23 protein-coding genes are annotated in these 22674 nt (G+C 74.4%); 11 read left to right on the forward strand and 12 right to left on the reverse strand.

All coding sequences use genetic code 11. The annotated features are described in order from the left end of the window. The first annotated feature begins 32 nt into the window (after nt 1-32). From ABT299_RS40445 to ftsH, 3 genes are all read left to right on the forward strand, one after another. Nucleotides 33-599 (forward strand): dihydrofolate reductase family protein, encoded by a 567-nt coding sequence (locus tag ABT299_RS40445; protein ID WP_190850972.1) that lies wholly within the window; start codon nt 33-35, stop codon nt 597-599. A gap of 109 nt (nt 600-708) precedes the next feature. Next, entirely contained in the window at nt 709-1848 is a 1140-nt protein-coding gene (locus ABT299_RS40450) for a site-2 protease family protein (RefSeq protein ID WP_500253990.1), read from the forward strand. Between the two features lie 158 nt (nt 1849-2006). Then, a complete protein-coding gene (gene ftsH / locus ABT299_RS40455; protein WP_500253991.1) occupies nt 2007-3872 on the forward strand; it encodes an ATP-dependent zinc metalloprotease FtsH in 1866 nt (621 codons plus the stop codon). Here ftsH and ABT299_RS40460 read toward each other — a convergent pair. The 7 genes from ABT299_RS40460 to ABT299_RS40490 all read right to left on the reverse strand — a co-directional run bounded on the left by ABT299_RS40460 (nt 3869) and on the right by ABT299_RS40490 (nt 11182). Beyond that, nucleotides 3869-5146, reverse strand: a complete 1278-nt coding sequence (locus ABT299_RS40460) for an alpha/beta hydrolase (protein WP_500253992.1) — start codon at nt 5144-5146, stop codon at nt 3869-3871. The genes ftsH and ABT299_RS40460 overlap by 4 nt on opposite strands. Before the next feature lie 128 nt (nt 5147-5274). Further along, nucleotides 5275-5928 carry a response regulator gene (locus tag ABT299_RS40465; RefSeq protein ID WP_500253993.1) on the reverse strand — a complete coding sequence of 218 codons (654 nt, stop codon included), beginning with the start codon at nt 5926-5928 and terminating at the stop codon, nt 5275-5277. 85 nt (nt 5929-6013) lie between these two features. Beyond that, nucleotides 6014-8275, reverse strand: a complete 2262-nt coding sequence (locus tag ABT299_RS40470) for a DUF7134 domain-containing protein (protein WP_500253994.1) — start codon at nt 8273-8275, stop codon at nt 6014-6016. Between the two features lie 51 nt (nt 8276-8326). After that, nucleotides 8327-9217 carry a M48 family metalloprotease gene (locus ABT299_RS40475; protein ID WP_500253995.1) on the reverse strand — a complete coding sequence of 297 codons (891 nt, stop codon included), beginning with the start codon at nt 9215-9217 and terminating at the stop codon, nt 8327-8329. Then, nucleotides 9214-9585 (reverse strand): BlaI/MecI/CopY family transcriptional regulator, encoded by a 372-nt coding sequence (locus tag ABT299_RS40480; RefSeq protein ID WP_433145377.1) that lies wholly within the window; start codon nt 9583-9585, stop codon nt 9214-9216. The genes ABT299_RS40475 and ABT299_RS40480 overlap by 4 nt, the downstream gene beginning before the upstream one ends. 105 nt (nt 9586-9690) lie before the next feature. Further along, nucleotides 9691-9945 carry a hypothetical protein gene (locus ABT299_RS40485; RefSeq protein WP_500253996.1) on the reverse strand — a complete coding sequence of 85 codons (255 nt, stop codon included), beginning with the start codon at nt 9943-9945 and terminating at the stop codon, nt 9691-9693. A gap of 100 nt (nt 9946-10045) precedes the next feature. Then, nucleotides 10046-11182 (reverse strand): epoxide hydrolase family protein, encoded by a 1137-nt coding sequence (locus ABT299_RS40490; protein WP_500253997.1) that lies wholly within the window; start codon nt 11180-11182, stop codon nt 10046-10048. Nucleotides 11183-11244: 62 nt separating this feature from the next. Here ABT299_RS40490 and ABT299_RS40495 point away from each other — a divergent pair, with 62 nt between their 5' ends. Further along, complete coding sequence (locus ABT299_RS40495) at nt 11245-12207, forward strand: helix-turn-helix transcriptional regulator (protein WP_500253998.1); 963 nt, start codon at nt 11245-11247, stop codon at nt 12205-12207. A gap of 78 nt (nt 12208-12285) precedes the next feature. Here ABT299_RS40495 and ABT299_RS40500 read toward each other — a convergent pair whose 3' ends face one another. Beyond that, nucleotides 12286-12639: a VOC family protein gene (locus ABT299_RS40500; RefSeq protein ID WP_500253999.1), complete on the reverse strand. Its 354-nt coding sequence runs from the start codon at nt 12637-12639 to the stop codon at nt 12286-12288. A 116-nt stretch (nt 12640-12755) separates the two neighbouring features. Between ABT299_RS40500 and ABT299_RS40505 the strand changes: the two genes are divergently transcribed. Together ABT299_RS40505 and ABT299_RS40510 are read left to right on the forward strand one after the other, a co-directional pair. After that, complete coding sequence (locus tag ABT299_RS40505; RefSeq protein ID WP_500254000.1) at nt 12756-13583, forward strand: helix-turn-helix domain-containing protein; 828 nt, start codon at nt 12756-12758, stop codon at nt 13581-13583. Nucleotides 13584-13670: 87 nt separating this feature from the next. Beyond that, nucleotides 13671-14567 (forward strand): LysR family transcriptional regulator, encoded by an 897-nt coding sequence (locus ABT299_RS40510; protein WP_500254001.1) that lies wholly within the window; start codon nt 13671-13673, stop codon nt 14565-14567. 17 nt (nt 14568-14584) lie between these two features. Here ABT299_RS40510 and ABT299_RS40515 read toward each other — a convergent pair whose 3' ends face one another. Then, entirely contained in the window at nt 14585-15352 is a 768-nt protein-coding gene (locus ABT299_RS40515) for an oxidoreductase (RefSeq protein WP_500254002.1), read from the reverse strand. A 443-nt stretch (nt 15353-15795) separates the two neighbouring features. On the opposite strand from ABT299_RS40515, the gene ABT299_RS40520 reads away from it, so the two are divergent. The 4 genes from ABT299_RS40520 (at nt 15796) to ABT299_RS40535 (ending at nt 18406) form a co-directional block, all read left to right on the forward strand. Further along, on the forward strand, nt 15796-15927 hold the full coding sequence (locus ABT299_RS40520; protein WP_500254003.1) for a hypothetical protein: 132 nt from the start codon (nt 15796-15798) through the stop codon (nt 15925-15927). 110 nt (nt 15928-16037) lie between these two features. After that, on the forward strand, nt 16038-16559 hold the full coding sequence (locus ABT299_RS40525; protein WP_347256483.1) for an EF-hand domain-containing protein: 522 nt from the start codon (nt 16038-16040) through the stop codon (nt 16557-16559). Nucleotides 16560-16784: 225 nt separating this feature from the next. Beyond that, nucleotides 16785-17996 carry an ammonium transporter gene (locus ABT299_RS40530; protein WP_387024649.1) on the forward strand — a complete coding sequence of 404 codons (1212 nt, stop codon included), beginning with the start codon at nt 16785-16787 and terminating at the stop codon, nt 17994-17996. Between the two features lie 11 nt (nt 17997-18007). Beyond that, nucleotides 18008-18406, forward strand: coding sequence for a VOC family protein (locus ABT299_RS40535; protein WP_190850942.1), 399 nt, complete (start codon nt 18008-18010; stop codon nt 18404-18406). A 91-nt stretch (nt 18407-18497) separates the two neighbouring features. On the opposite strand, the gene ABT299_RS40540 is transcribed toward ABT299_RS40535, so the two are convergent. Next, nucleotides 18498-19136 carry an acetate uptake transporter gene (locus tag ABT299_RS40540; protein ID WP_190850940.1) on the reverse strand — a complete coding sequence of 213 codons (639 nt, stop codon included), beginning with the start codon at nt 19134-19136 and terminating at the stop codon, nt 18498-18500. Nucleotides 19137-19564: 428 nt separating this feature from the next. On the opposite strand from ABT299_RS40540, the gene ABT299_RS40545 reads away from it, so the two are divergent. Then, nucleotides 19565-20398, forward strand: coding sequence for a glycoside hydrolase domain-containing protein (locus tag ABT299_RS40545; RefSeq protein WP_500254004.1), 834 nt, complete (start codon nt 19565-19567; stop codon nt 20396-20398). Between the two features lie 11 nt (nt 20399-20409). Here the strand turns inward: ABT299_RS40545 and ABT299_RS40550 are convergent, their stop codons facing one another. Further along, the gene (locus tag ABT299_RS40550) at nt 20410-21759 is read right to left on the reverse strand and encodes a sensor histidine kinase (protein ID WP_387024644.1); all 1350 of its coding nucleotides are present in this window, start codon (nt 21757-21759) and stop codon (nt 20410-20412) included. Beyond that, nucleotides 21756-22430 (reverse strand): response regulator transcription factor, encoded by a 675-nt coding sequence (locus ABT299_RS40555; protein ID WP_387024642.1) that lies wholly within the window; start codon nt 22428-22430, stop codon nt 21756-21758. Before ABT299_RS40555 ends, ABT299_RS40550 begins: the two co-directional genes overlap by 4 nt. Nucleotides 22431-22674: the final 244 nt, after the last annotated feature.

The raw sequence follows: 22674 nt of genomic DNA on the forward strand, positions 1-22674 counted from the left end.
CACTGGAACCGCTACGACCGAGAGGGAGCTTCATGGGCAAGGTCATCTACTGGATGAACACCTCGATCGACGGCTACATCGAGGACGCCGACGGCGGCATGGACTTCATGGAGCCGGACGAGGACTTCCAGGAGGCGGCGAGCGACCACGTGCGCCGGATCTCGGCGTTCCTGTTCGGGCGGCGGCTGTACGAGGCGATGGAGGCGCCCTGGACGCAGGAGCTCGGGAAGGACGGCGCCCCGGCCGTCGAACGGGAGTTCGCCCGGCTCTACAAGGAGACGCCGCGGTACGTCTTCTCCGACACCCTCCAGACCGTTCCCGAAGGGGTCACGCTCGTCCGGCGCGAGGACGCCGTGTCCGTGGTGACGCGCCTCAAGGACGAGATCGACGGGATCCTCCAGCTCGGCGGTCCCGAGCTGGCCGTCTCCCTGCTGGACCTCATCGACGAGTTCTGGGTGTACGCGGCCCCCGTGATCATCGGGGGCGGCAAGCCGTACCTGCCCGTAGGGGAGAACGTGCCGCTGCGCCTGGTCGAGCAACGTTCGTTCGCGTCGGGAATCACGTTCCGGCGCTACGTACGGCCCCCTGCCGGGCGGTAGGTCCGGAGTCGCCCGCGGTTCGGGCCGAAGGTCCCGTTTCCGAGGGCGGGTCGGCGACGAGACTGGAAGCGTCAGGACGCGATCCGGGAACGCCGCCGGGAGGTTCTCGATGAGGCAGACGCTCAGGTTGGGCACCGTCATGGGCATCCCGGTCGGCGTGAACTGGTCGGTCGCCGCGGCCCTGGTCCTCGTCGCCGACGTGCTGGCCCGGTCGATCCTGCCCGCGTCCTCTCCGGGCGTGTCCGGCGGGATCCGGTGGGCCGCGGCGGTGGTGACCGCCGTGCTCTTCCTGGCGTCCCTGGCGGCTCACGAGTTCGCCCATGCGGTGGTCGCGCGCCGGTTCGGGGTGAAGGTCGTCTCGATCACGCTCTGGATGCTCGGCGGCGTCGCCCGGTTCGAGGGGGAGCCGCCGACGGCCCGCGCCGATCTGCGGATCGCGGCCGTGGGGCCGGCGATGAGCGGTGCGCTGGCCCTGGCGTTCGGCGGTGCCTGGGCGCTGGCGGGCGCGGCGGGGGCCCCGGCCACGGCGGTCGCCTGCCTGGGGTGGCTCGCCGCGACGAACGTCCTCCTCGCCGTCTTCAACCTGCTCCCCGCCGCTCCCCTGGACGGCGGCAGGATCCTGCGCGGGTTCCTGTGGCGGTCCCGCGGCGACCGGGTGAGCGCGGCGCACACCGCCGACCGGGCCGGGACGGTGCTGGGCTTCGTCATGATCGGCGGCGGCCTGCTGGCCCTGCTGGCGGGCGCGTGGCTCGACGGGCTCTGGCTGGCGCTGGTCGGCTGGTTCATCGTCGCCGCCGCGAAGGTCGAGGACCGGTGGACCGATCTGCGGGAGGCGGCGGCGGGGCGGCGGATCGCCGACGTCATGACGCCTCATCCGGCTCACGGGTGGACCTGGCAGCCCGCCGGGGCCTTCGCCGAGACCGTCGTCCAGGCGTCCCGCCAGCCGGTCTTCCCCGTCGTGGACGCCGCCGGAGACCCGGTCGGCGCGGTCACGACGGCCCGCCTGGTCCGGCTGCGGTCCGAGGAGGCCGGAACGGCCCTCGCGCGGTACATGACGCGTCTCGACCCCGACCGCGTCGTCGGCCCGGAGGAGCCCGCCTCGGCCGTCCTGAAGGCGACTCCGATGCCCGGCGGCCTCCTCGCCGTGGTGGCGGCCGACCACCGGCTGCTGGGCATCGTCACGACCGAGGACCTCCAGCGGCTCGTCCAGCGGGCGAGGCTCGGCGACTCCCGGGGCACCGCCGCCTGACCGGCCGGATGATGGATGACGGCACTCACTTTGGGTAGTCGCCCTAGTGCTATGAGGAAGCATCGAGAGGAGTGGACCCGGCGGCCCGGCATGGCCGCCGACCTGCGACGTCACGCTGCCCGGGGACGCCGGGCCGGCAGTGTCCCGCCCTGAGCCGGATGAAGTCCGCCAACTCCGGCTCACCGCAGCAGCAGCCGTCGCCGCAGAAGCCCACGGCGCGCCTGTGGCTGCTGCTGGCCGTCACGATCCTTCTGGTGCTCTTCCTGTTCGCCCCGGCTCTCGTGACCTCACGGCAGCGGCAGACCGAGAACCTGTCCTATACCGACTTCTCGGCCCGCGTCGACGCCGGCCAGGTGCGCACCGTCAGCGTCGACAACAAGGGCGCCGTCGAAGGGAAGCTGACCGACGGACGAGCGTTCACCTCCCGCATCCCGACCGCGCTGAACACCTCGGACCTGGCGCAGCGGATGCAGGCCCGGCACGTGAGGATCACCGCGACCCGGACGGGGAGCAGCCCGTGGGGCGGCCTGCTGCTCTGGCTGCTGCCGCTCGTCCTGATCGGCGGCTTCCTGCTGTGGGCGAGCCGGAGGATGGGGGGCCGCGCGGGCGGCCTGGGCGCCTTCAGCCGCTCCAAGGCCAGGGTCATCGAGGCCGAGCGCCCCACCACCAAGTTCACCGACGTCGCCGGCTACGAGGGCGTCAAGCAGGAGATCAGCGAGTCGGTCGACTTCCTGCGGGCGCCGGACCGGTACGCGGTGGCGGGCGCGCGGCCGCCGCGCGGCGTGATCATGATCGGGCCGCCGGGCACCGGCAAGACGCTGCTCGCGCGGGCCGTCGCGGGGGAGGCCGAGGTCTCGTTCCTGTCGGTGACCGGGGCGTCGTTCGTCGAGATGTTCGTCGGTGTGGGCGCCTCCCGGGTCCGCGACCTGTTCACCGAGGCCCGCAAGCGCGCTCCGTCGATCGTGTTCATCGACGAGATCGACGCCATCGGCGGCAAGCGCGGCAGCGTGCTGCCCGGCGGCGGGCACGAGGAGCGCGAGCAGACCCTCAACCAGCTCCTCGCCGAGATGGACGGCTTCGACCAGGAGAGCGGGATCGTGGTCCTCGCCGCCACCAACCGCCCCGACACCCTCGATCCCGCCCTGCTGCGTCCCGGCCGGTTCGACCGGCAGGTGGTCGTCCCGCTGCCGACCCAGTCCGAGCGCGCCGAGATCCTCGCCGTCCACGCCCACGGCAAGCGCCTCGACACCGATGCCGACCTGGACCGCATGGCCCGCGCCACGCCCGGCTTCTCCGGCGCCGACCTGGCCAACCTCCTCAACGAGGCCGCCATCAACGCGGCGCGGGACGGCCGCGTCACGATCACCGCGCAGGACCTCGACACCGCCCGCGACCGCATCATGCTCGGCCGCCGCGACGCCGCCAACGCCCTGCTGCCCGACGAGCGCCGCTCGGTCGCCGTCCACGAGTCCGGGCACGCGCTCCTGGCGGCGCTCTGCGAGCACGCCGACCCGCTCACCAAGGTGACCATCCTGCCCGCCGGCATGTCCCTCGGCTCCACCGAGCAGCTGCCGGAGGTCGAGCGGCACCTTTACAGCCACTCCTACCTCACCGACCTGCTCACCATCCGGCTCGCGGGCCGCGCCGCCGAGCTGCTGGTCTTCGGCCAGGCGTCCACGGGCTCCGCCGCCGACCTGGCCGACGCCACCCAGGTCGCCACCCGCATGGTCCGCGAGTTCGGCCTGTCCACCGCCCTCGGACCGGTCGGCTACGCCACCGACGGCCACGAGGCGCTCAGCACCGTCACCGCCGCGCCCTCCCCCTACTCCCCGACCACGCAACGGCTCATCGACAAGGAGGTGTCGCGGCTCCTCCGCGACGCGGAGACCCGCGCGGTAGAGCAACTGCGCACGCACCGCGTTGCGCTCGACCGGCTCGTCGCTCTCCTCATGACGGAGGAATCCGTGGACGGGAGCGCCGTCATCGCCATCCTCCGCGACGAAGGGACCCAGGACCGCCCCTAATGGGGTTCGGCTGGAGAGGTATAGGCGGGGAGGGGGAGGCGGTGGCCGAGGAGGAAGGCCCGTAGCAAGGCCGTGTACGCGGCGGGCTGGTTGCCGGCTATGGCGTGGCCTGCGCCCTTGACGAAGACGAGCGTCGAGTTGGGCAGGGTCTGGCGGTAGTCGCGGGTCGCCGCCCATTTCACGTAGTCGCACTCGCCGCGCATGATCAGGGCCGGGACGTGGAGTCGCCGCAGGGCCGGACGGGGGTCCGGGACGTCGCGGAAGTCCCGGCTGGTGATCTGGTTGACGTAGAAGCCCTGGCGGTTCCCGTGGGGCGTTCTCGGGGGCGCGCCGGGGCAGGACGAGGCGTCCTTCGCCGCGAGGCCCAGCTCGTGGAAGCGCGCGTCCGCCTCGCGGTCGCCGAGCAGGGCGTGGGCGGCGTTGGGGTTGACGTCCAGGAGGAGGGCGGCGGCGAGGAGCCGGGGCGACGACGTCAGCTCGTCGTAGCGCTTCTTCTGCGACGGCGTGAGCCGTGTCCAGGGATCGCCGTCGCCGTCCGGCAGGGCGGGCGGCCACAGGGCACCGGGGGAGGTGAAGGCCACCTTGGCGACGTGATCGGGATGGGCGGCGAGGTACTGCGCGGCGAGGGAGCCGCCCCAGGACTGCCCGACGAGGATCATCTTGTCCGCGCCGATGGCGCTGCGGATCGCGTCCAGGTCGGCGACGTGGCGCGCCACCGTGTAGCCGGTGACGTCGGACAGGCGCGTGGAGCGTCCGGCGCCGAGCTGGTCGTAGGCGTACACGTCGAAGCCGTCCGCGGCGAGCGCGGCGCCGCCGACCGGTACGCCCTCGCCGGGGGTGCCGGGACCGCCGTGGAGGAACACGACGGGCGTCGGCTTGCGCTTGCCGGTGGCCGGCGCGTGGACGTAGGCGATCCGGGAGCCGGTCGGCAGGTTCCAGAACCGGACGCCCGCGGGAGGCGCGACGGGCGCGGGGACGGGACCGGGCCGGAAGACGGTCATCGAGGCGACCGCGGCGACGGCGGCGGCGAGACCGGCGCCGAGCAGCAGCGCGGCTCCCCGCTTGCGCCGCACCCCGAGCAGCCCGAACGCGGGGAGGCCGAGCAGGACGCCGACGCCGGCCACGACCAGCAGCCCGATGACCGCGAGGACCGGGACGGCGGCGGTGACGGCCGCGAGGCCGACGAAACCGGCGATCCCGGCGAGCGGCGCCGCCACCGCGGCGGTGGGGAGCAGGAGGGCGCCGGACAGCCGGCGCAGGGCGGTACGTGGCATGCGGATCACGCTAGAAGCGAGGAAAGCCCTGCTCGTGGGACCTTCGGCCCATTTCCAGGAGGCCGGATCCCCGCGCTACGGCGGGCCCGGACCCCGCCGTCCGGCGGATGGCGACCGGGGCGCGGGCGTCAGCGGATGCCGGGGCGGACGAGGCCGCTCTCGTATGCGAAGATCGTCGCCTGGACGCGGTCGCGGACGCCGAGCTTGCCGAGCACCGCCGCGACGTGGTCCTTCACCGTCGCCGGGCTGATGCCGAGCGCGGCGGCCACCTCCACGTTGGTCAGGCCGCGCGCCACCCGGCGGAGCACCTCCGTCTCGCGGGGGGTGAGCGCCGCGAGGCGTTCGGCCTCCTCGGGACCGGGGCCGCCGGCGAAGCGGCCGATCAGCCGTCCGGTGACGGCCGGATCGAGCAGCGCGTCGCCCCGCGCGGCGAGCCGCACCGCGTCGATCACCCGCTCCGGGTCGGCGTCCTTCAGCAGGAAGCCGGCCGCGCCCGCGCGCAGGGCGGCGAACACGTACTCGTCGAGATCGAACGTGGTCAGCACGACGACGCGGGTCGCGGGGACGTCGGCGGTGATCCGGGTGGTCGCCGCCAGGCCGCCGGCGCCGGGCATGCGGACGTCCATGAGCGCGACGTCGGGGCGGAGCGAGGCGGCGAGGGCCACGGCGGTCTCGCCGTCGCCCGCCTGGGCGACCACGGTCATGTCGGGTTCGGCGCCGATCATGGCGGCGATCCCCGCGCGCACGACGGCCTGGTCGTCGGCGATCATCACGCGGATCATGCGGCCACCGTGCCGGCCGCCGTACCGGCCGCCATACCGACCACCGTGCCGGCCGCGGCCGTGAGGCCCGCACCGGTCGTTCCGATCAAGAGCGGGACACCTCCGGCAGCCATCCCCGTGCCTCACCGTCGTCGGTGAGCGCCAGCGTACCGCCGCAGGCGTCCGTCAGCGCGCGCAGGCGCCGCGCCGCCGCGGTGCCGCCGGGCGCCCGCCCGGACACCGCGACGCCCCGGCCGGAGAACGCGACCGTGATCGCGTCTCCGCCGGACAGCAGCTCCCGCGCGACCTGGTACGCGGCGACCTCAAGGGCCGGCGGGAGCGGCCTGCGGTCGCCGGTGAACCGGACGGCGGCGCCGCGCCGGGCCGCCAGGACGGCGATGCCGTCGACGGTCGGCGGCGGGTCGCCTCCGTCGTCCCGCGTCCGCAGGTCGGCGAGCAGTTCGCGGAGCGCGGCCAGCCCCGCCTTGGCCTCGGCGAGAACGGCGTCGAGGCGTCCGGCGTCGGCTTCGTCGGCCACGTTCTGCGCGTGCCGCCGCGCGGTCCGGCGCAGCCCGTCGGCGATCCGCAGGCGCTCGGACGCGGCGGCCGCGGAGACCTCCCGGGCGAGCCGGTCGCGGTCTCTCGCGGCGGCCGCGTCCCGTCGGCTCCGGCGCGCGGCGGTGTGCGTTCCGAGCGCCCAGGCCGCGAAGCACGGGATCGCGAGCGCCGTGGTGAGGACGGCCCCGGCGGCGACGCGGTTCCCGGTGATGCCGTCGCCACTGGCGAGGGCCGCCCCGCCCATGGCCGCGACGGCGAGGGGCGCGGGCCACGTCCGGCCGCCCGGAGGGAAGGCGGCGACCGCGTACACCAGCGCCAGCTCGACCCACCAGTACCAGAGGAACACGTCGCTGAGGGGCGGGCCGGGCCAGCCGGCCAGGTCGAGCCCCAGCCACACCAGGAGCGTCGCGAGGGCGATGGTCAGCGCGCCGCGCGGCGCGCGCCTCCGCCACCACAGCGGGAACGCGTGCACGGTGAACAGCAGCGCGAGCGGAGCGCCGAGAACGGGCGAGGAGAAGGGGTCCGGGTCGTCTCCCGGCGGCAGTTCGGCGCCGAGGGACAGCGCGAACGCCAGCACGACCAGCACCGCGTCCAGCGCGGCCGGCCCCCGCCAGCCGCCCGGGCCGTTCGGATCGGCGACGAGGGCAGAGACGCGCGACCTTGCCGTCCTGTGCTCCGGCACGGGCGTGGGTGTGGCCAGAGGGAACTCGGCGTGTACCGTCCAGCCGCCTCCGTCGGGGCCTGCGGAGAGCGAACCGCCGAGGGTGCGTACGGCGGAGCGCAGCCCGGCCAGGCCGTGTCCCGTGCCGAGACCGGGAGCCGCGGGCGGGCCGCCCCTGTCGGTGACCGTGACGGTGAGCTTCGCGGCGGTTCCCTCGACCCGGACGCGGCACGCGCCCGAGGCGTATCTGACGGCGTTCGTCAGCGCCTCGCGCACCACCCGGTGGGCCGCCGCGACGACGTCCGGCGGCGCGTCGGCGGCCGTGCGCAGGTAGTCGACGGCCGGGTGCTCTGAGACCAGCGCGTCGATGTCGTCGAAGGTGACGGTCCCGGCGGCCTCGATGAGGCGGTCCAGCTCGGCAACGGCCTGCCGGGCCGCGCTCGCGGCGTGACGGGTGGCCTCGGCCGCCAGGTCCCGATCGGCGAGGCGGGTCGCGGCGCCGGCCGACACCACGATTCCGGTGAGCCGGTGCGCCGCCACGTCGTGCAGTTCGGCCATGAGCCGCTCGCGTTCGGCCTCGGCGGCGAACCGCGGCAGCGCGGACGTTCCGGCGCGGTAGGCCGCGAGCGCCGACCGGTCCGCCCGCCTGCGCCGCCGCGATCTCCCGAGGACCCAGAGCATCGCCGCGCCGCCCGCCGCCAGGAGCCCCGCCCCCGCCGCTGTTCGGGGTGCCGCGCCCGCGACGGCGGTCGCCACGGCCACGGCCAGCGAGGTCGCGGCGGCCCCGGCGGCGGCGAGCCCCGCCGTGCGGTGCACGGCCAGCGAGTACAGGGCGATGACCAGGGCGAACGGCCACACCACGGCGGTTCCACCCGCGCCGGCCGCCAGGAGCGCGGCCACCAGCGCGCAGCCGAGCGCCCACACGGGCGCGATCCGGCGGACGGCGAGCGAACCGGCGGCGACGCACGTGCTGAGCACGGCGGCCGAGGTCTTCGCGGTCTCGTCGGTGAAGCCAGGAGACCCGAGGTCGAAGACCCGCGCGAGGGCCGACGACACGTCGAGCGCGGCCCACACGAGCACCTGCCCGGCGACGACGGCCGCCGCCAGGAGCAGGTCCCTGCGGGTCGCCGGCTCAGGCGCCCAGGCCATGGGCGTGTCCGAGCCGTCGCGCCGGTCCCTCCCGCAGGCGGACGATCATCGTCACCACATCGCGAGCAGGGGAAGGAGGACGGACGCGACGGCATGGTCGAGCTGGAGCGTGGCCGCCGTCAGCGAGCTGGTGACGAACCCGTTGCCCAGCAGCAGCAGAGGCCCGGTGACGGTGTTCTTGGCGGGCGGGGTGCCGAGCAGCGCTTCGACGCGCTGCACGACCCCGGAATCGGCGAACCCCGCCGCCGGACCCGCCGCCGGACGGTGGGCGAGCGCGACCCGGGCGATCGTGCGGGCGACCAGGGCGCGGTCGCCGACGGCCTCGGCGGCGTCCTCGTCCGCCCAGCGCTCGACGGCGAGCCGGAGCCGGGCCTCCAGCGGCCGCAGGAACGGCAGCAGCGTCGCGGCGACCGTCCCGGCCGCCAGGTGGCGGTGATGGCGATGGCGCAGGTGCGAGCCCTCGTGCTCGAACACCACCCGCAGCTCCTCGGACGTCAGGTCGCGCAGCAGGCCGCGGGAGACCAGCACCCCGCCGCGCCGCCCCGGGACGGCGACCGCGATCGGAAGCGGCGTCTCCAGCGGGCGCCGGGCGTCGTCGCCGGCGGCGCGCAGCTCGCGCGTCCACCGGGCGCCGGCCCGGACCACGGCGAGCAGCCCGGCGAGCGTCAGCGTGGACACCGGGATCCCGACCGCGCCCGGCACCGGACGGTCGTCGCCGAACAGCGCCCACTCCGGCAGGTGCGCGGCGGCTCCGGGCGCCAGCGACGCCCCGTAGTTGACGGCGACGAAGACCCCGGTCCCGAGGGCGGCGACGGCGGTCATCGCGCCGGTGGTGGCGAGCAGCCGCGCCGTCCACACCGGATGGACGGGTAACCGGGCGAGACCGAGGACCACGCTCAGCGTGGCCATCAGGCCGAGGGGCAGGAACGTGAGGACGTTCACCGGGGCTCGTCCAGGCCGCCGAGGATCTCGCGCAGTTTCCGCTCCTCGGCGGCGGTGAGCGTGCGGACGAACCGGCTCAGCACGCCGCCCGGGTCGCTGGCGTGCCGCAGGTGGTCGCGCATGCGCCCGGCGACCAGCTCCGACTCGTCCACCGCCAGCCGGTACCGGTAATGGCGGCCCACGCGGACACGCGTGACGAGCTCCTTCTCGTACAGCCGGAACAGCACCGTGTTGACGGTCGTGTACGCCAGGTCGGCGTCCAGGTGCGGGAGCAGCTCGGCCGTCCCGGCCTCACCGCCCCGTCCCGCGAGCGCCGCCAGGACCTCCGCCTCCAACTGCCCGAGCGCCTTACGCGACACGTCACTCACCCCTCGGTTACTACAAGCGTACTGATAACCGAGATCACGGACCGGGGACCTGCCGTTACCGGCGGTCCGACGACCTGCCGTTACCGGCGGTCCGAGGACCTGCCGCTACGCGTGCGCGGCGATGGCGGGCAGCAGGTCGTGCAGCGTCCGGCCCTGGCCCGGTTCGCCGATGGCGTTCATCTTCCAGCCGCCGCCCTGCCGGTACGGGCGGGCCCCGAACAGCCCCTTCTTCTTGACCGCGTCCCATCCCAGGCCCATCCGGACCAGGGTCAGCGCGCCCCCGGACTTCTCCAGCGAGATCCGCTGCCCCTTGACCATCGACACCGCCACGGTCCGACGCCTCCGCTCCACGATCGCCACGCCGCGCGTCCCGTGCCTCCCCGGGACACCGCTTTGAACTACACTTGTAGCAGATGTGCGGCCGTGGCACGGGCTCTCCGCCTCCGGCAGGGGGCGCGCCTCAGCGGACGAGCCGGAAGAACGCGCGGACGTCGTCGACCAGCAGGTCCGGCGCCTCCATGGCGGCGAAGTGGCCGCCCCGGTCGAACTCCGACCAATGGACCACGTTGTGCTCGCGTTCGGCGACGCGGCGGATCCCGGCATCGCCGGGGAAGACCGCCACGCTGGTCGGGACGTCGGACTTCCCGACGGGCTGCCCCCAGTCGGTCGCGCCCTCCTTGTAGAGGCGGGCGGACGACCCGGCGGTGCCGGTGAGCCAGTAGAGGGTGACGTCGGTGAGCATCTGGTCGCGGTCCACGGCCTGGTCGGGGAGGTCGTGGGCGGGGTCGGTCCACTCCTTGAACTTCTCCACGATCCAGGCCATCTGCCCGGCGGGCGAGTCGTGCAGGCCGAAGGCCAGCGTCTGCGGGCGGGTGGACTGGATCATGGCGTAGCCCGAGCGGTCCTGGTCGGTGTAGACGGCCAGCCGGGCAAGCTCCGCCTCGGTGAGGCCCTCCGTCTCGCCGGGCGCGAAGGTCGGGAAGCCGAGGGAGCCGTTGACGTGCACGCCGACGACGTTCTCCGGCGCGACGCGGCCGAGTTCGGGGGAGACCAGCGAGCCGGTGTCGCCGCCCTGGGCGCCGTACCGGTCGTAGCCGAGGCGGCGCATCAGCTCGGCCCAGGCGCGGGCGACCCGCCGCAGGTTCCAGCCGGCCTCGCGGGTGGGGCCGGAGAACCCGAAGCCGGGGAGCGAGGGCGCCACCAGGTGGAAGGCGTCGGCCGGGTCGCCGCCGTGGGCGCGGGGGTCGGTGAGCGGGCCGATGACCGTCATGAACTCGGCGACCGACCCGGGCCAGCCGTGCGTGAGGACGAGCGGGAGCGCGTCCGGCTCGGGGGAGCGGACGTGCAGGAAGTGGATGTTCTGGCCGTCGATCTCGGTGGTGAACTGGGGGTGCTCGTTGAGCGCCGCCTCGTGCCTCCGCCAGTCGTAGCCGGTGCGCCAGTACTCGGCCAGCTCCCGGGCGTAGGCGGTCGGGACGCCGTACGACCAGCCGACGCCGGGCAGGTCGTCGGGCCAGCGGGTGCGGGCCAGGCGGTCGTGGAGGTCGTCCAGGTCGGCCTGCGGGATGTCGATGCGGAACGGGTTGATCTTCGCCATGCCCTGAACGCTAGGAACCGCTTAGGACGGGTTCGGTCCTAGGTTGCCGCAGGATTGGGGACATGGCGGAGACCTCGGCGCGACTTCTCAAGCTGCTGTCGCTTCTGCAGACCCACCGCGAGTGGTCCGGCGCGGAGCTGGCGGAGCGGCTCGGCGTCACGATGCGGACCGTCCGGCGGGACGTGGAGCGGCTGCGGGCGCTGGGCTATCCGGTGCACGCCGTGCCGGGCGCGCCGGGCTACCGGCTGGGCGCCGGGTCCGACCTGCCGCCGCTGCTGCTCGACGATGACGAGGCGGTCGCGGTCGCGGTGGGGCTGCGGACGGCCGCCGGGGGCACGGTTTCCGGGATCGAGGAGACGTCCGTCCGGGCGCTCGCGAAGCTCGAACGGGTGCTGCCGTCGCGGCTCCGGCACCGCGTGCACGCGCTCCAGTCGATGACGGTGCCCATGACGGGTGCGGCGGCGCCGGTGGCCCCGGAGGTGCTGACCGCCATCGCCGCCGCCTGCCGCGACCATGAGGTGCTGCGGTTCGACTACCGGACGCACGAGGGCCGGGAGAGCAGCCGTTCGGCCGAGCCCCATCGGCTCGTGCATTCGGGACGCCGGTGGTATCTCGTGGGCTGGGACGTCGGCAAGGAGGACTGGCGGACGTACCGGGTCGACCGGCTGCGCCTGCGGACGCCGAACGGGCCGCGCTTCGTCCCCCGGGACCCGCCCGACGAGGACCTCGCCTCCTACCTGTCCCGGGCGATCTCCAGCGCTCCGTACCGCCACCGGGCGCGCTTCACCATGCACGCCCCGGCGGAGGTCGTGACCGGGCACATGCCGCCGACGATGGGGACGGTGGAGCCCGTCGACGCGGACACCTGCACCCTGCTGTGCGGGGCGAACGACCTGGACGAGATCGTCGTGTGGGTCGCCCTGATGGACATCGGGTTCGAGGTGCACGAACCGCCGGAACTGGTCGAGCGGATCGCCGTCTTGGCCGACCGCCTCCGCGCCGCGTCCGACGCGACGGGGCGATGAGGGGTTCCCGCACGTCGCGGCGGACGGCCGGCCGGGCCGTGCGGCGTCCGGGATGCCGCACGGCCGTGCCGCTCCGGTTCAGGACATGATGCAGAACGGGTGGCCTTCGGGGTCGGTCAGGACGGTCCACCCGCCCGCGCCCGGCTGGAACTCGGGCTTGGCCGCGCCCAGCGCCTCGAACCGCCGGACCGCCTCGTCGACGTCGTCGACCTTGAAGTCCAGGTGCGCGTGCTTGCCGTCGGCGGGCCAGCCGGGGCCCTTGTAGCCGTCGACGCGCTGGAAGGCCAGCTGGACGGGGCCGTCGCCCAGGTAGGCGCTGTCGCCGTCGCTCTGGGTGATCTCCCAGCCGGTCAGGTGCCGGTAGAACTCGGCGAGCGCCTTGGGGTCGGCGCAGTCGAGGATGATCGTGGTGAGTTCCGTGCGGGCGGTCATATCGATGGCTCCTTGGTGTCGTCGCCTTGCCCGCCCAGCATCCGTCCCGGGGCGCCGCCGGGTCTTGAAGATCCTTGCGGGCCGTTCCGTCGTACCGGCGGCGTAGCGTCCGCGGTGTGCTGTCAGCCGTGACCCTCGCCGCCCGGCCGCAGTTCGCCGTGACCTCGGTGGACTGCCGCTCCGACCACGTCCGGTGGTCCGAGCCGGAGGCGCACCGGGACCACCGGATGGTGCTCGTCCGGCGGGGCCGGTTCCGCAGGTGGGCCGACGGCGCCGCCGCCGACCTGGACCCGACGGTCGGGTACCTGGGCGCACCGGGCGCGGAGGAACGGTTCGCGCACCCGGCCGGCGGCGACGCCTGCACCTCGGTGAGCTTCACGCCGTGGCTCGCAGAGGAGCTCACGGACGGGCCGGCGGGGCACGGGGCGACGGTCTACGTGGACGCGCGCGTCGATCTCGCCCACCGCCGCCTGCTCGCCGCCGCAGAGGGCGGCGACGTCGACTATGCCCTGGTGGAGGAGCTGCTCCGCCTCGTCGCGGCGGCCGTGGGACGGCCGGCCGAGCGGCCGGGGCCCGCCGACCGGACGCTGGTCGCGGCGGCCAGGGAGGCGATCATCGCGGGGGCGCCGGAGGCGGCGGGGCTGTGCCCGCTCGCCCGGCTCCTGGACGTCTCGCCGTACCGGCTGAGCCGGGCGTTCTCGCGGGACATGGGGGTGTCGCTGACCCGCTACCGCAACCGGGTCCGGGTCGGCCGGGCCATGGACCGGCTGGCGCAGGGCGAAGCCCGCCTCGCCGACCTGGCCGCCGATCTCGGGTTCGCCGACCAGGCGCACCTGGCCCGCACCGTCCGCGAGCACCTCGGCCGCACGCCGACCGCGCTGCGCCGGCTGCTCGCCGCCCGTCCCGCGGTCGCGGGCCTCGGCGCGACCGGCGGGCCGGAATAAAACGCGCCGCTCCCCCGGTGTAATGGTGATTACCGCGATGACGGCCGGCCGGACCGCGGTCCACCGCAGGGGAGGGAACGGGAGCCGATGAGCCTTCGCCAGTACGAGTACGCCCTGGCCGTCGCCGAGGAGGGCTCGGTGACGGCGGCCGCGGAGCTGCTGCACGTCGCTCAACCATCGGTGTCCCAGCAGATCCGCGGCCTGGAGCGGGAACTCGGCGTGAAGCTGTTCGCCCGCACGCCGACCGGACTGGTGCCCACCGTCGTCGGCCGCGCGTTCCTCCGGGAGGCGGAGGTCGCGGTGACCGCCGCGCGGCGGGCGAGGGCGACGGCGCAGGCCGGTGCCGGAGAGCTCGCCGGCGAGCTGGTGGTCGCGGCGCAGATGGGCTTCGGGACGCGGCAGCTGCCGGGCGCGCTGGGCGCGCTGCGCCGCCGCTTCCCCCGGCTGGAGGTCACCGTCTTCGAGGAGCCGAGCTCCGCCGAACTGGACCGGCTGTGCCGCCGGGGCGTGCTGGACCTCGCCCTGATGGCGGCGTGCGACCAGAGCCCCGACCACGCCCACCGCCTCGGCGGCGAGGAGTTCGTCGTGGTACTGGGCGCCGGGCACCCCCGCCTCGCCGCCGACCGGGTCGAGCTGCGCGACCTGGAGGGGGAGCCGTGGGTGCGGTTCGACCGCGACAGCGCGCTCGACGCCGTGCTGCTGGACGTGCTGCGCCGCAGCGACCTGTCCCCGGCCACTGCCGCCCGCGCGTCCCAGACGGCGACCGCCGTGCGCTGGGCCGCGCACGGGCTGGGGGTGACGCTCGTCCCCGCCTCCGCGGTCCCGCAGGGGCACGAGCACCTCGCCCGCCCGGTGTCCCCGGCCGTCACCCAGCCCGTCATCGCCGTCGTCCGGCAGGACGCGGGCCCGGCGGAGACGGCCCTGCTCGACCTCTTGCGGCAGGAGACCTGGTCGGCGTCCGCCTCCTTCTCGCCGGTGCCCTGACGGGCCGGCCTCCGGCGTCACCCCCGGGGGAACTCGCCGCCGTCCACGAAGAGGTTGCTCCCGGTCAGCCAGCTCGCCCGGCCGGACACGAGGAACAGCACCGCCTGGGCGATGTCGTCGGGCTCGCCGTCGCGCCCGAGCGGGGTGGCGGCGGTGGCGCCCGGCCCGACGTCCAGGCGCGCCCACTGCTCCCGCGTCGCCTCGCCGCCGGGAGTGGCGACCCTGCCGGGACTCACGGTGTTGACCCGGATCCCGAACGGGGCCAGCTCCAGGGCCAGCCCCCGGCTGTAGTTCTCCAGCGCCGCCTTCGCCGCCGTGTAGTGCAGGAACGGCCCCATCGGGGTGAGGACGGCGGCCGAGGAGACGTGCACGACCGCCCCCGAACGCCGTTCCCGCATCCCCGGGACCAGCAGCGCGTCCAGCCGCACCGACGCGAGGTAGTTCAACTCCAGCGCCTCCCGCCACTCCTCGTCGGGAATGGCCGCGGCGTCCTTGAACGGCTGCGCCCCGCCCGCGTTGTGGACCAGGACGTCCACCCCGCCGAGCCTTTCCCGCGCGGCCTCGGCGACCGCCTCCGCTCCGGCCTTCGTCCGCACGTCGGCCGCCACGAAGGCGGCCCCGTCCGGCACCGTGGCCGTCGCCGACCTCGCGGTCGTGAGCACCTCGGCGCCCGCGTCCAGGAACCGGCGCACGACGGCCGCGCCGATCCCGCGGGAGCCGCCCGTGACCAGGGCCCGCTTTCCCACGAGTTCCCGCGTTCCCGCTTCGTTCTCCATCGTGGTCATGCCAATGGTCCTCTCGATAGCGTTTTGGCTCGCTCGACGGAAGAAGAAGCGACGTGCACGGGTCCGCGAATTGTCGAAGGAATCGCGGTGAGCACCTCGCCTCGTCGAGCCGTTTCACGGTACGGCCGGAAAAGGACGAGAGGCAAAGACGAAAAGACAGCGGAGGCTATAGGAGATTCCTATGGCGGCCCGGTCGCGCCGTGAGACGACGCCCGGCCGCCTCGCCCGGCGCCCGGTGGTCGGCGGGGTCGTCCGGGGCCGTCCGGAGCGCTCGGGTGTGCCGGGCGCTCGGCGTCGCGGGGCCTGAGGGCGCGGGTGCCTGATTTTAGCTGACTTCGAACTTGTGTTCGATATCTGCCGCATGGTTCGGGGTATGCTCTCCTTGCGGAGAGTGGTGGTGGACGGACGCAGTGTCAACGGGCGGGAGAGGGAAGGTGATCGGGATGGGGAAGCATCACCGTCGCTGGAACTGGCGGCAGGTCGCGGCCTTCGCCGCCCTCGGGCGCTTCGCGCTCGAGGCCGTGCGCATCGCCTGGGAATGGCTGAACGACGACGGCTCCGGCCCGTCTCTCTGACGGGGGCGGCCGTGATCGTCACTCCGGGCCAGCGGTTCGTCACCGCGCTGTGACGACAAGGGGGCCGTGAGGGCGGTGTTCCCCGGCGAGGGAACGGGGACGACGGGAGCGTGGCGAGCTCCTTTCAGCGAGACAAGGTCCGGCTGGTCTTCGACGCCATGGACGGCGACGGGGACGGCGCCCTCCGGCAGGCCGACTTCGACGACCTCGCCCGCCGGTGGGCGGCGGTCCGGGCCGCGGGCGACGAGGAGCGGCTCCTCGCAGTCATGCGCGGCTGGTGGGACACCCTGGCCGCGCACTCCCGGACGGCCGGCGCGGTCACGATCGACGACGTCCTGACCGTCGTCGACCTGCTCGACGGCATGCCGGGCGCGGTCACCGCGACCGCCGACGCGATGTTCGAGGCGGTGGACGAGGACGGCGACGGCCGCGTCTCCCCGGCCGAGTACCGGCGGATGATCGAGGCGTGGAGCGGCGGCCGCGCCGACGCCGGCGACGCCTTCGCGCTGCTGGACTCGGACGGCGACGGCGCGATCTCCCGGGCGGAGTTCGCCGCCCACTGGTACGAGTTCTGGGCCGGGGACGACCCCGCCGCCCCGGGCAGCCGGATCTTCGGGCGCGTCCCCGGCTGACCGCGCCTTCGGCGTCACCGCGCCTCCCGCGTCCCGGCGCCTCCCGCGTCACCGTGCCTGCCGCGTCACCGTGGCTTCGGCGTCCCGGTGCCGTCGAGATCGGCGTTCACCAATCACCGGTCAAGGTATGGAAGGCGTGGTTTGCGCCGCCACGCGAATGGCGAACCATCGGTAGGAGCCGGGGCGCCGCGCTCCGCCCAGGTGAATCGACCGATTGGTTCGAATATGTCGACGGGCCTCAATACCGGTGATTCCGCCTGGCTCATGGTGAGCACGGCGATGGTGCTGCTGATGACCCCCGGGCTCGCCTATTTCTACGGCGGCATGGTCCGCTCGAAGAACATGCTGACGATGCTGTACATGAGCTTCATCAGCATCAGCCTCGTCACGGTCCTGTGGTTCCTGTACGGGTACGGGCTGACGTTCGGCAAGGACGCGGGCGGCGCCGGGCTCATCGGCTGGGGCGACTGGCGGCTCGGCCACATCGCGCCGACGGCGCTGCAGGGCCGGATCCCGGAGCAGATCTACGCCTGCTTCCAGCTGACCTTCGCCATCATCACCGTCGCGCTCATCAGCGGCTCGATCGCGGGCCGCGCCCGGTTCGGGCCGTGGATGCTGTTCGTCGTGGTGTGGGTGACGCTCGTCTACATCCCCGTCGCCCACTGGGTGTTCGCCGGGTCCGGCTGGCTGAGCAAGTGGGGCGTCATGGACTTCGCCGGAGGGCTCGTTGTCGAGCTGAACTCCGGCATCTCGGGGCTCGCGATGGCGCTCGTGCTCGGGCCGGGCGTCGCCTTCCGGCGCCGGGAGGGCCCCCGGCCGGGCAACATCCCGTTCGTGCTGCTCGGTCTCGGGCTGCTGTGGTTCGGCTGGTTCGGCTTCAACGCGGGCTCCGCGCTCGCCGACGGCGCGCTCGCGACCCGGGCGTTCGTCAGCACGATGATCGCGGGCTCCGCCGGGATGCTGACCTGGCGGCTGGTGGAATGGCTCCGGTTCCGGCGGCTCACCAGGCTCGGCTCCACCAGCGGCGCGCTCGCCGGGCTGGTCGCCATCACCCCGTCGTGCGCCTTCGTCAGCGTCGAGGGCGCGTTCCTCATCGGCGTCGTCGCGGCCGTCGTGTGCACCTACGCGGTGGAGCTGAAGCTGGTCGCCGGGTACGACGACACCCTGGACGTCACCGGGATCCACGGTGCCGGCGGGGCCGTCGGGGTGCTGTCCCTCGGCTTCCTGGCCACCGGCTGGGACCGCGGCGCGGCGGGACTGTTCTACGGGGGATCCGCCTCGGTGCTGGGCAAGCAGGCCGTCGCCGTGGCCGCCGTCGGCTGCTACGCCTTCCTCGTCACCTTCGCCATCGGCAAGGTCATCGACCGGCTGTTCCGGATGCGCACGACCGAGGCCGAGCAGGCCGCGGGGATGGACGCCGCCTTCGCCGACGGCTGAGACTGGCGGGCGTGCGACTCGAACTGATCACCATCGTCGTCGACGACTACGACCGGGCCATCGCGTACTTCACCGGGGCGCTCGGGTTCGACCTGGTCGAGGACTCGCCCTCGCTGACCAACGACGGCCGTCCGAAGCGGTGGGTGGTCGTCCGGCCGCCGGGGGCGGAGACCGGTGTGCTGCTCGCCCGCGCGGACGGCCCGCGCCAGGCCGGCGCCGTCGGGGACCAGGTCGCCGGGCGCGTGGGCTTCTTCCTGCGCGTCGACGACTTCGACGCCGCGTACGCGCGGATGGCGGGCGCGGGCGTCGAGTTCGTCACCGCGCCCCGCGACGAGCCGTACGGGCGGGTCGCGGTGTTCCTCGACATCGCCGGGAACCGCTGGGACCTGCTCGGCCCGGCGGACGGCTGACGAGGCGGACACGGGCGAGGCGGACACGGGCGAGGCGGACACGGACGAGGCCCCTCGCGGAGTGCGCGAGGGGCCTCGGAGGCCGGACGGGTCAGGGCTGGGCGGGGGGCTGCGTCGGCGTCGGCGTCAGGTTGAGCATCGGCTTGCCGACGAAGAGCGTCGTGCGGCCGAGCATGCCGTTGATGACGCCCGCGGCGGAGGTGTACCAGGCGACCAGGGCGGTGATCACCCCGAAGTAGCCGCCGATCTTGATCGTCGTCTCGCTGGTGGAGAAGTTCCCGATGAACAGGATGATCTCGGTGATCTCCAGGGCGAGGAAGACGCCGAAGACGGCGAGGTTCACCTGCGTGCTCCACAGGAGCATGTACGTGTTGAAGATGGCGAAGGCCAGCAGGATCCAGCCGAGGTCGTTGGCGACCTGGTCGGCGTTGCCCTCCTTGGCGACGAGCAGGATGTAGAGGCCGAGGCCGATCCAGAAGCCGCCGTACGAGGAGAAGGCGGTCGCGCCGAACACGTTGCGGTTGCGGAACTCCCACATGCCGGCCAGGAGCTGGACGAGGCCGCCGTAGCCGAGCGCGTAGCCGAGCCAGGCGTCGGTGCCGTCCGTCCACTGGGCGTTCTTGGCGGAGAGAAGGAACGTGGTGAGGGCGAAGGCGGCCAGCCCGAGCGGGGCGGGGTCGGCGGCCGAGGGCGGGGTTTGAGGAGTGGACTCTTGCTCGACGTAGGTCATGTTGCCTCCTCGTTGGAGTCCCCACGTCGCGGCTTGCTCGGGAGCAGGCGGGGATGGACGAGGGAACGCGGGAACAGACGTTCGGAAAGGCCGCATCGGCGGGACAGGGACTCGCCATGCCGCATGCTGGTCCGACCTCACCGTCATGCCGTGCATCTGGCGCGAGGTTGGACGCGCGTCAGATGCGCCCAGTAACTGCGGAGACCCGTAGTGTCGCTGGCCTCGAGGCGATCATAACTCCGCATGTGTCTCAGGTCACTGTCCTGTTGGACGTCGCTTCACCAAAGAATCGCCGGAAGATGACGGAGCCCCGCCGCCCGATGCGGCGTTCGGACGGCCATGCGTTGAACATCGCGGAACATCGGTGGTCGTGGCGGTTCGGGGGGTGTTGCCTGCCTTCGACTGACCCCGGGGAAGGGAACGGCGGGATGAGCGTGTTCGGTGTCGACTACGCGTGGGGACGCCCGGGTGCGTCCGCGCTGCGCGATGCGGGGGCGAAGTTCGTCTGCCGCTACCTCTCGCACGACACGACCGGCAAGAACCTGACGGCCGCCGAGGCGCGCGAGCTGTCGGCGGCCGGCCTGTGGCTGGTCGTCGTGTGGGAGAGCACGGCGTCGCGGGCGCTGTCGGGGCGGGACGGCGGCGCCGCGGACGCGCGGGACGCCGCGGCCCAGGCGAGGGCCTGCGGGATGCCCGCGGACCGGCCGATCTACTTCGCGGTCGACTTCGACGCGACGCCGGAGCAGCAGGCGGCGATCAACGCGTACGCGGACGGCGCGGCGTCCGTCCTCGGGCGCGGTCGGGTGGGGCTCTACGGCGGATACTGGCCGGTCAAGCGGGCTTTCGACGCCAAGAAGATCACGTTCGGGTGGCAGACGTACGCGTGGTCGGGCGGCAACTGGGACTCGCGGGCGCAGCTCCAGCAGTACTCGAACGACCACCGGATCAACGGCGTGGGGGTCGACTATGACCGGGCCGTCCACGACGACTACGGGCAGTGGAAGGCGGGCGGCACGTCCGCGCCGCACGCCCCCGCGTGGCCCGGCCGGTACCTCACGCAGCCGCCCGTCATGCGCGGCGACGACGTGCGGACGTGGCAGGCGCGGATGAAGGCGCGCGGGTGGTCCATCACGGCGGACGGCGCGTACGGCCCGGCCTCGGAGGCGGTGTGCCGGTCGTTCCAGGCCGAGAAGGGCCTCGGCGTGGACGGGATCGTCGGCCCGGCCACCTGGAAGGCGGCGTGGGAGTCGCCGGTCACCTGACGGGCCGCCGGTCAGCCGGCGGGCGGGGGCGCCTCGGGAAGGGTGACGCGGACGGTCGTCCCGCCCGACGGGCGGGAGCGGAGCTCGGCGCGCCCGCCGTGGGCGGCGGCGATGGCGGCGACGATGGGCAGGCCCAGGCCGGTGCCGGTGCTGCCCTGCTCGGCGCGGTGGAAGCGCTCGAACGCGCGGGCCGCGTCCTCGGGCGCCATCCCGGGGCCCTCGTCGGAGACCTCGATGACGCCGGGCGCGAGCCGGATCGTCGCGGGCGTCCCCGGCGGAGTGTGCGCGGCGACGTTGGCGAGGAGGTTCGCGAAGACCTGCCGGATGCGCGCCTCGTCGACGTCCGCGACGAGCTCGCCGGGCGCGTCGAGCCGGACGGGATGGCCGGGCGCGGCGGCGGTCGCGTCCGCCACCGCGTCCCTGGCCAGCGCGACGAGGTCGGTCGGGGCGGGCCGGACGGCGGCCTCCCGGTCCAGGCGGGCGAGGTCGAGCAGGTCGGTGACCAGCCGGTTCATCCGGCCGGCCTCGTCCTCGATGCGGCGCATCGCGTCGGGCAGCTCGTCCGGGCCGAGGGCGCCGTGCCGGTACAGCTCGGCGTAGCCCTGGATGGTGGTCAGCGGGGTGCGCAGCTCGTGCGAGGCGTCGGCGGCGAACGCGCGGACGCGGGCCTCGGAGCGGCTGCGGGCCCAGAACGCCTGCTCGATCCGGTCGAGCATGACGTTGATGGCGGTCGCGAGCCGGGCGGTCTCGGTGCGGTGGCCGGGGCCGGGCATGCGGGCGCCGAGGTCGCCGCCCGCGGTGATCGCCTGCGCGGTGGCGGCCATCCGGTCCAGCGGCAGCAGCCCGCGGTGGATCAGCCACCGGCCGAGCAGGGCGAGCAGCGCGAGCAGCAGCGCGCCGGTGGCGGCCTCGGTGAGGACCAGGTTCCGGACGGCCGAGTGGATCTCGTCCAGCGGGGAGGCGACGACGACGGTGCCGTTGCGCCAGGGGCGGGCGACGGCGCGCAGCCCCGGCAGGGAGAACGGTTCGAGCGACCGCGCGCGGGCGGCGAGGCCGGCGGTGCCGAGGCGCTCGACCTCGCCGACCGCGTGGTCCGGCGCGGGCGCGTCCCCGCTGAGCACCCGGACCCGCCCGTTCGGCCCGACCGCCAGCACCACGAACCGGGCCGGCGCCACGCCCTGCTCGGGCAGCCCCGGCCGGACCAGCCGGGCGACCGCCCGGTCGCGGGTCGCCTGGAGCTGCCCGTCCACCCGGTGCATCAGGTACCCGTGCAGCACGAGCGCGCTGACCAGCCCCATGATCGTCAGTCCGGCGAGGGTGACGGCGAGCAGGCCGGCGAGCAGCCGGGCGTTGAGCGTCATGGCCGCAGCGCGTACCCCACCCCGCGCTGGGTGTGGATCAGCGGCGTGCCCAGCGGGTCGAGCTTGCGCCGCAGGTAGCTGATATAGGTCTCGACGACCTGCGGGTTGCCGTGGTCCCAGCCCCAGACGCCCTCCAGCAGCTGGGCGCGCGACAGCACCATCCCGGCGTTGCGCATCAGGTGCGCGAGCAGCCGGAACTCCGTCGGGGACAGGTCGACCTCGACGCCGCCGCGGCGGACCGTCCACTGCCCCTCGTCGAGCTCCAGGTCGGCGACGCGCAGCACCGCGCCGGCGGGCGGCGCGGCCCGCCGCAGCACGGCCCGCACCCGGGCGATGAGCGCCTCGATCGAGAACGGCTTGGTGACGTAGTCGTCGCCGCCGAGGGTGAGCCCGGTGACGGTGTCGGACGGGGTGTCCCGCGCGGTCAGGAAGATCACCGGGACCTGGTCGCCGCCCGCGCGGAGCCGCCGGCACACCTCGAACCCGTCGAGGTCGGGGAGCATGACGTCCAGCAGGACGAGGTCGGGCCGCTCGCCGGCCGCCGCGCGCAGCGCGTCCTCCCCGGACGCCGCCGTGACGGTGGTGAAGCCGTGGAAGCGCAGCGCGACCTCGATGAGGTCGCGGATGTTGGCCTCGTCGTCCACGACGAGCACCCGCCGGTTCTCGCTCATGCGCTCCCGCCGTCGGCCTCCGGCCGGGCACCGCGCCCGGCCGCCGTCCTCGCCCCGAAACTACCTCCCGCCGCCGCCTTCCCAGGCCAGAGCACTCGCCCCGCGCCCGCGGGCCGGGGGCCCCGGCGCCGCGTAGATGGCCGCCCGGGGCGGCGCCGTAGGAGAAAAGCGCCCCGAGCAGTGGGGGGGGGGGGCGCTGTGGGGGTGGGGGGGCGGCGCCGCCCCGCCGCCGGCCCGCCCCAAC

The sequence above is a fragment of the Spirillospora sp. NPDC000708 genome (genome assembly GCF_040299565.1).
GTDB lineage: Bacteria > Actinomycetota > Actinomycetes > Streptosporangiales > Streptosporangiaceae > Spirillospora.

Coding starts and splice junctions, on each gene's coding strand:
- ABT299_RS40445 (WP_190850972.1), top strand. CDS start 33: ATGGGCAAGGTCATCTACTGGATGAACACCTCGATCGACGGCTACATC.
- ABT299_RS40450 (WP_500253990.1), top strand. CDS start 709: ATGAGGCAGACGCTCAGGTTGGGCACCGTCATGGGCATCCCGGTCGGC.
- ftsH (WP_500253991.1), top strand. CDS start 2,007: ATGAAGTCCGCCAACTCCGGCTCACCGCAGCAGCAGCCGTCGCCGCAG.
- ABT299_RS40460 (WP_500253992.1), bottom strand. CDS start 5,146: ATGCCACGTACCGCCCTGCGCCGGCTGTCCGGCGCCCTCCTGCTCCCC.
- ABT299_RS40465 (WP_500253993.1), bottom strand. CDS start 5,928: ATGATCCGCGTGATGATCGCCGACGACCAGGCCGTCGTGCGCGCGGGG.
- ABT299_RS40470 (WP_500253994.1), bottom strand. CDS start 8,275: ATGGCCTGGGCGCCTGAGCCGGCGACCCGCAGGGACCTGCTCCTGGCG.
- ABT299_RS40490 (WP_500253997.1), bottom strand. CDS start 11,182: ATGGCGAAGATCAACCCGTTCCGCATCGACATCCCGCAGGCCGACCTG.
- ABT299_RS40495 (WP_500253998.1), top strand. CDS start 11,245: ATGGCGGAGACCTCGGCGCGACTTCTCAAGCTGCTGTCGCTTCTGCAG.
- ABT299_RS40500 (WP_500253999.1), bottom strand. CDS start 12,639: ATGACCGCCCGCACGGAACTCACCACGATCATCCTCGACTGCGCCGAC.
- ABT299_RS40510 (WP_500254001.1), top strand. CDS start 13,671: ATGAGCCTTCGCCAGTACGAGTACGCCCTGGCCGTCGCCGAGGAGGGC.
- ABT299_RS40515 (WP_500254002.1), bottom strand. CDS start 15,352: ATGACCACGATGGAGAACGAAGCGGGAACGCGGGAACTCGTGGGAAAG.
- ABT299_RS40520 (WP_500254003.1), top strand. CDS start 15,796: ATGGGGAAGCATCACCGTCGCTGGAACTGGCGGCAGGTCGCGGCCTTC.
- ABT299_RS40530 (WP_387024649.1), top strand. CDS start 16,785: ATGTCGACGGGCCTCAATACCGGTGATTCCGCCTGGCTCATGGTGAGC.
- ABT299_RS40540 (WP_190850940.1), bottom strand. CDS start 19,136: ATGACCTACGTCGAGCAAGAGTCCACTCCTCAAACCCCGCCCTCGGCC.
- ABT299_RS40545 (WP_500254004.1), top strand. CDS start 19,565: ATGAGCGTGTTCGGTGTCGACTACGCGTGGGGACGCCCGGGTGCGTCC.
- ABT299_RS40550 (WP_387024644.1), bottom strand. CDS start 21,759: ATGACGCTCAACGCCCGGCTGCTCGCCGGCCTGCTCGCCGTCACCCTC.
- ABT299_RS40555 (WP_387024642.1), bottom strand. CDS start 22,430: ATGAGCGAGAACCGGCGGGTGCTCGTCGTGGACGACGAGGCCAACATC.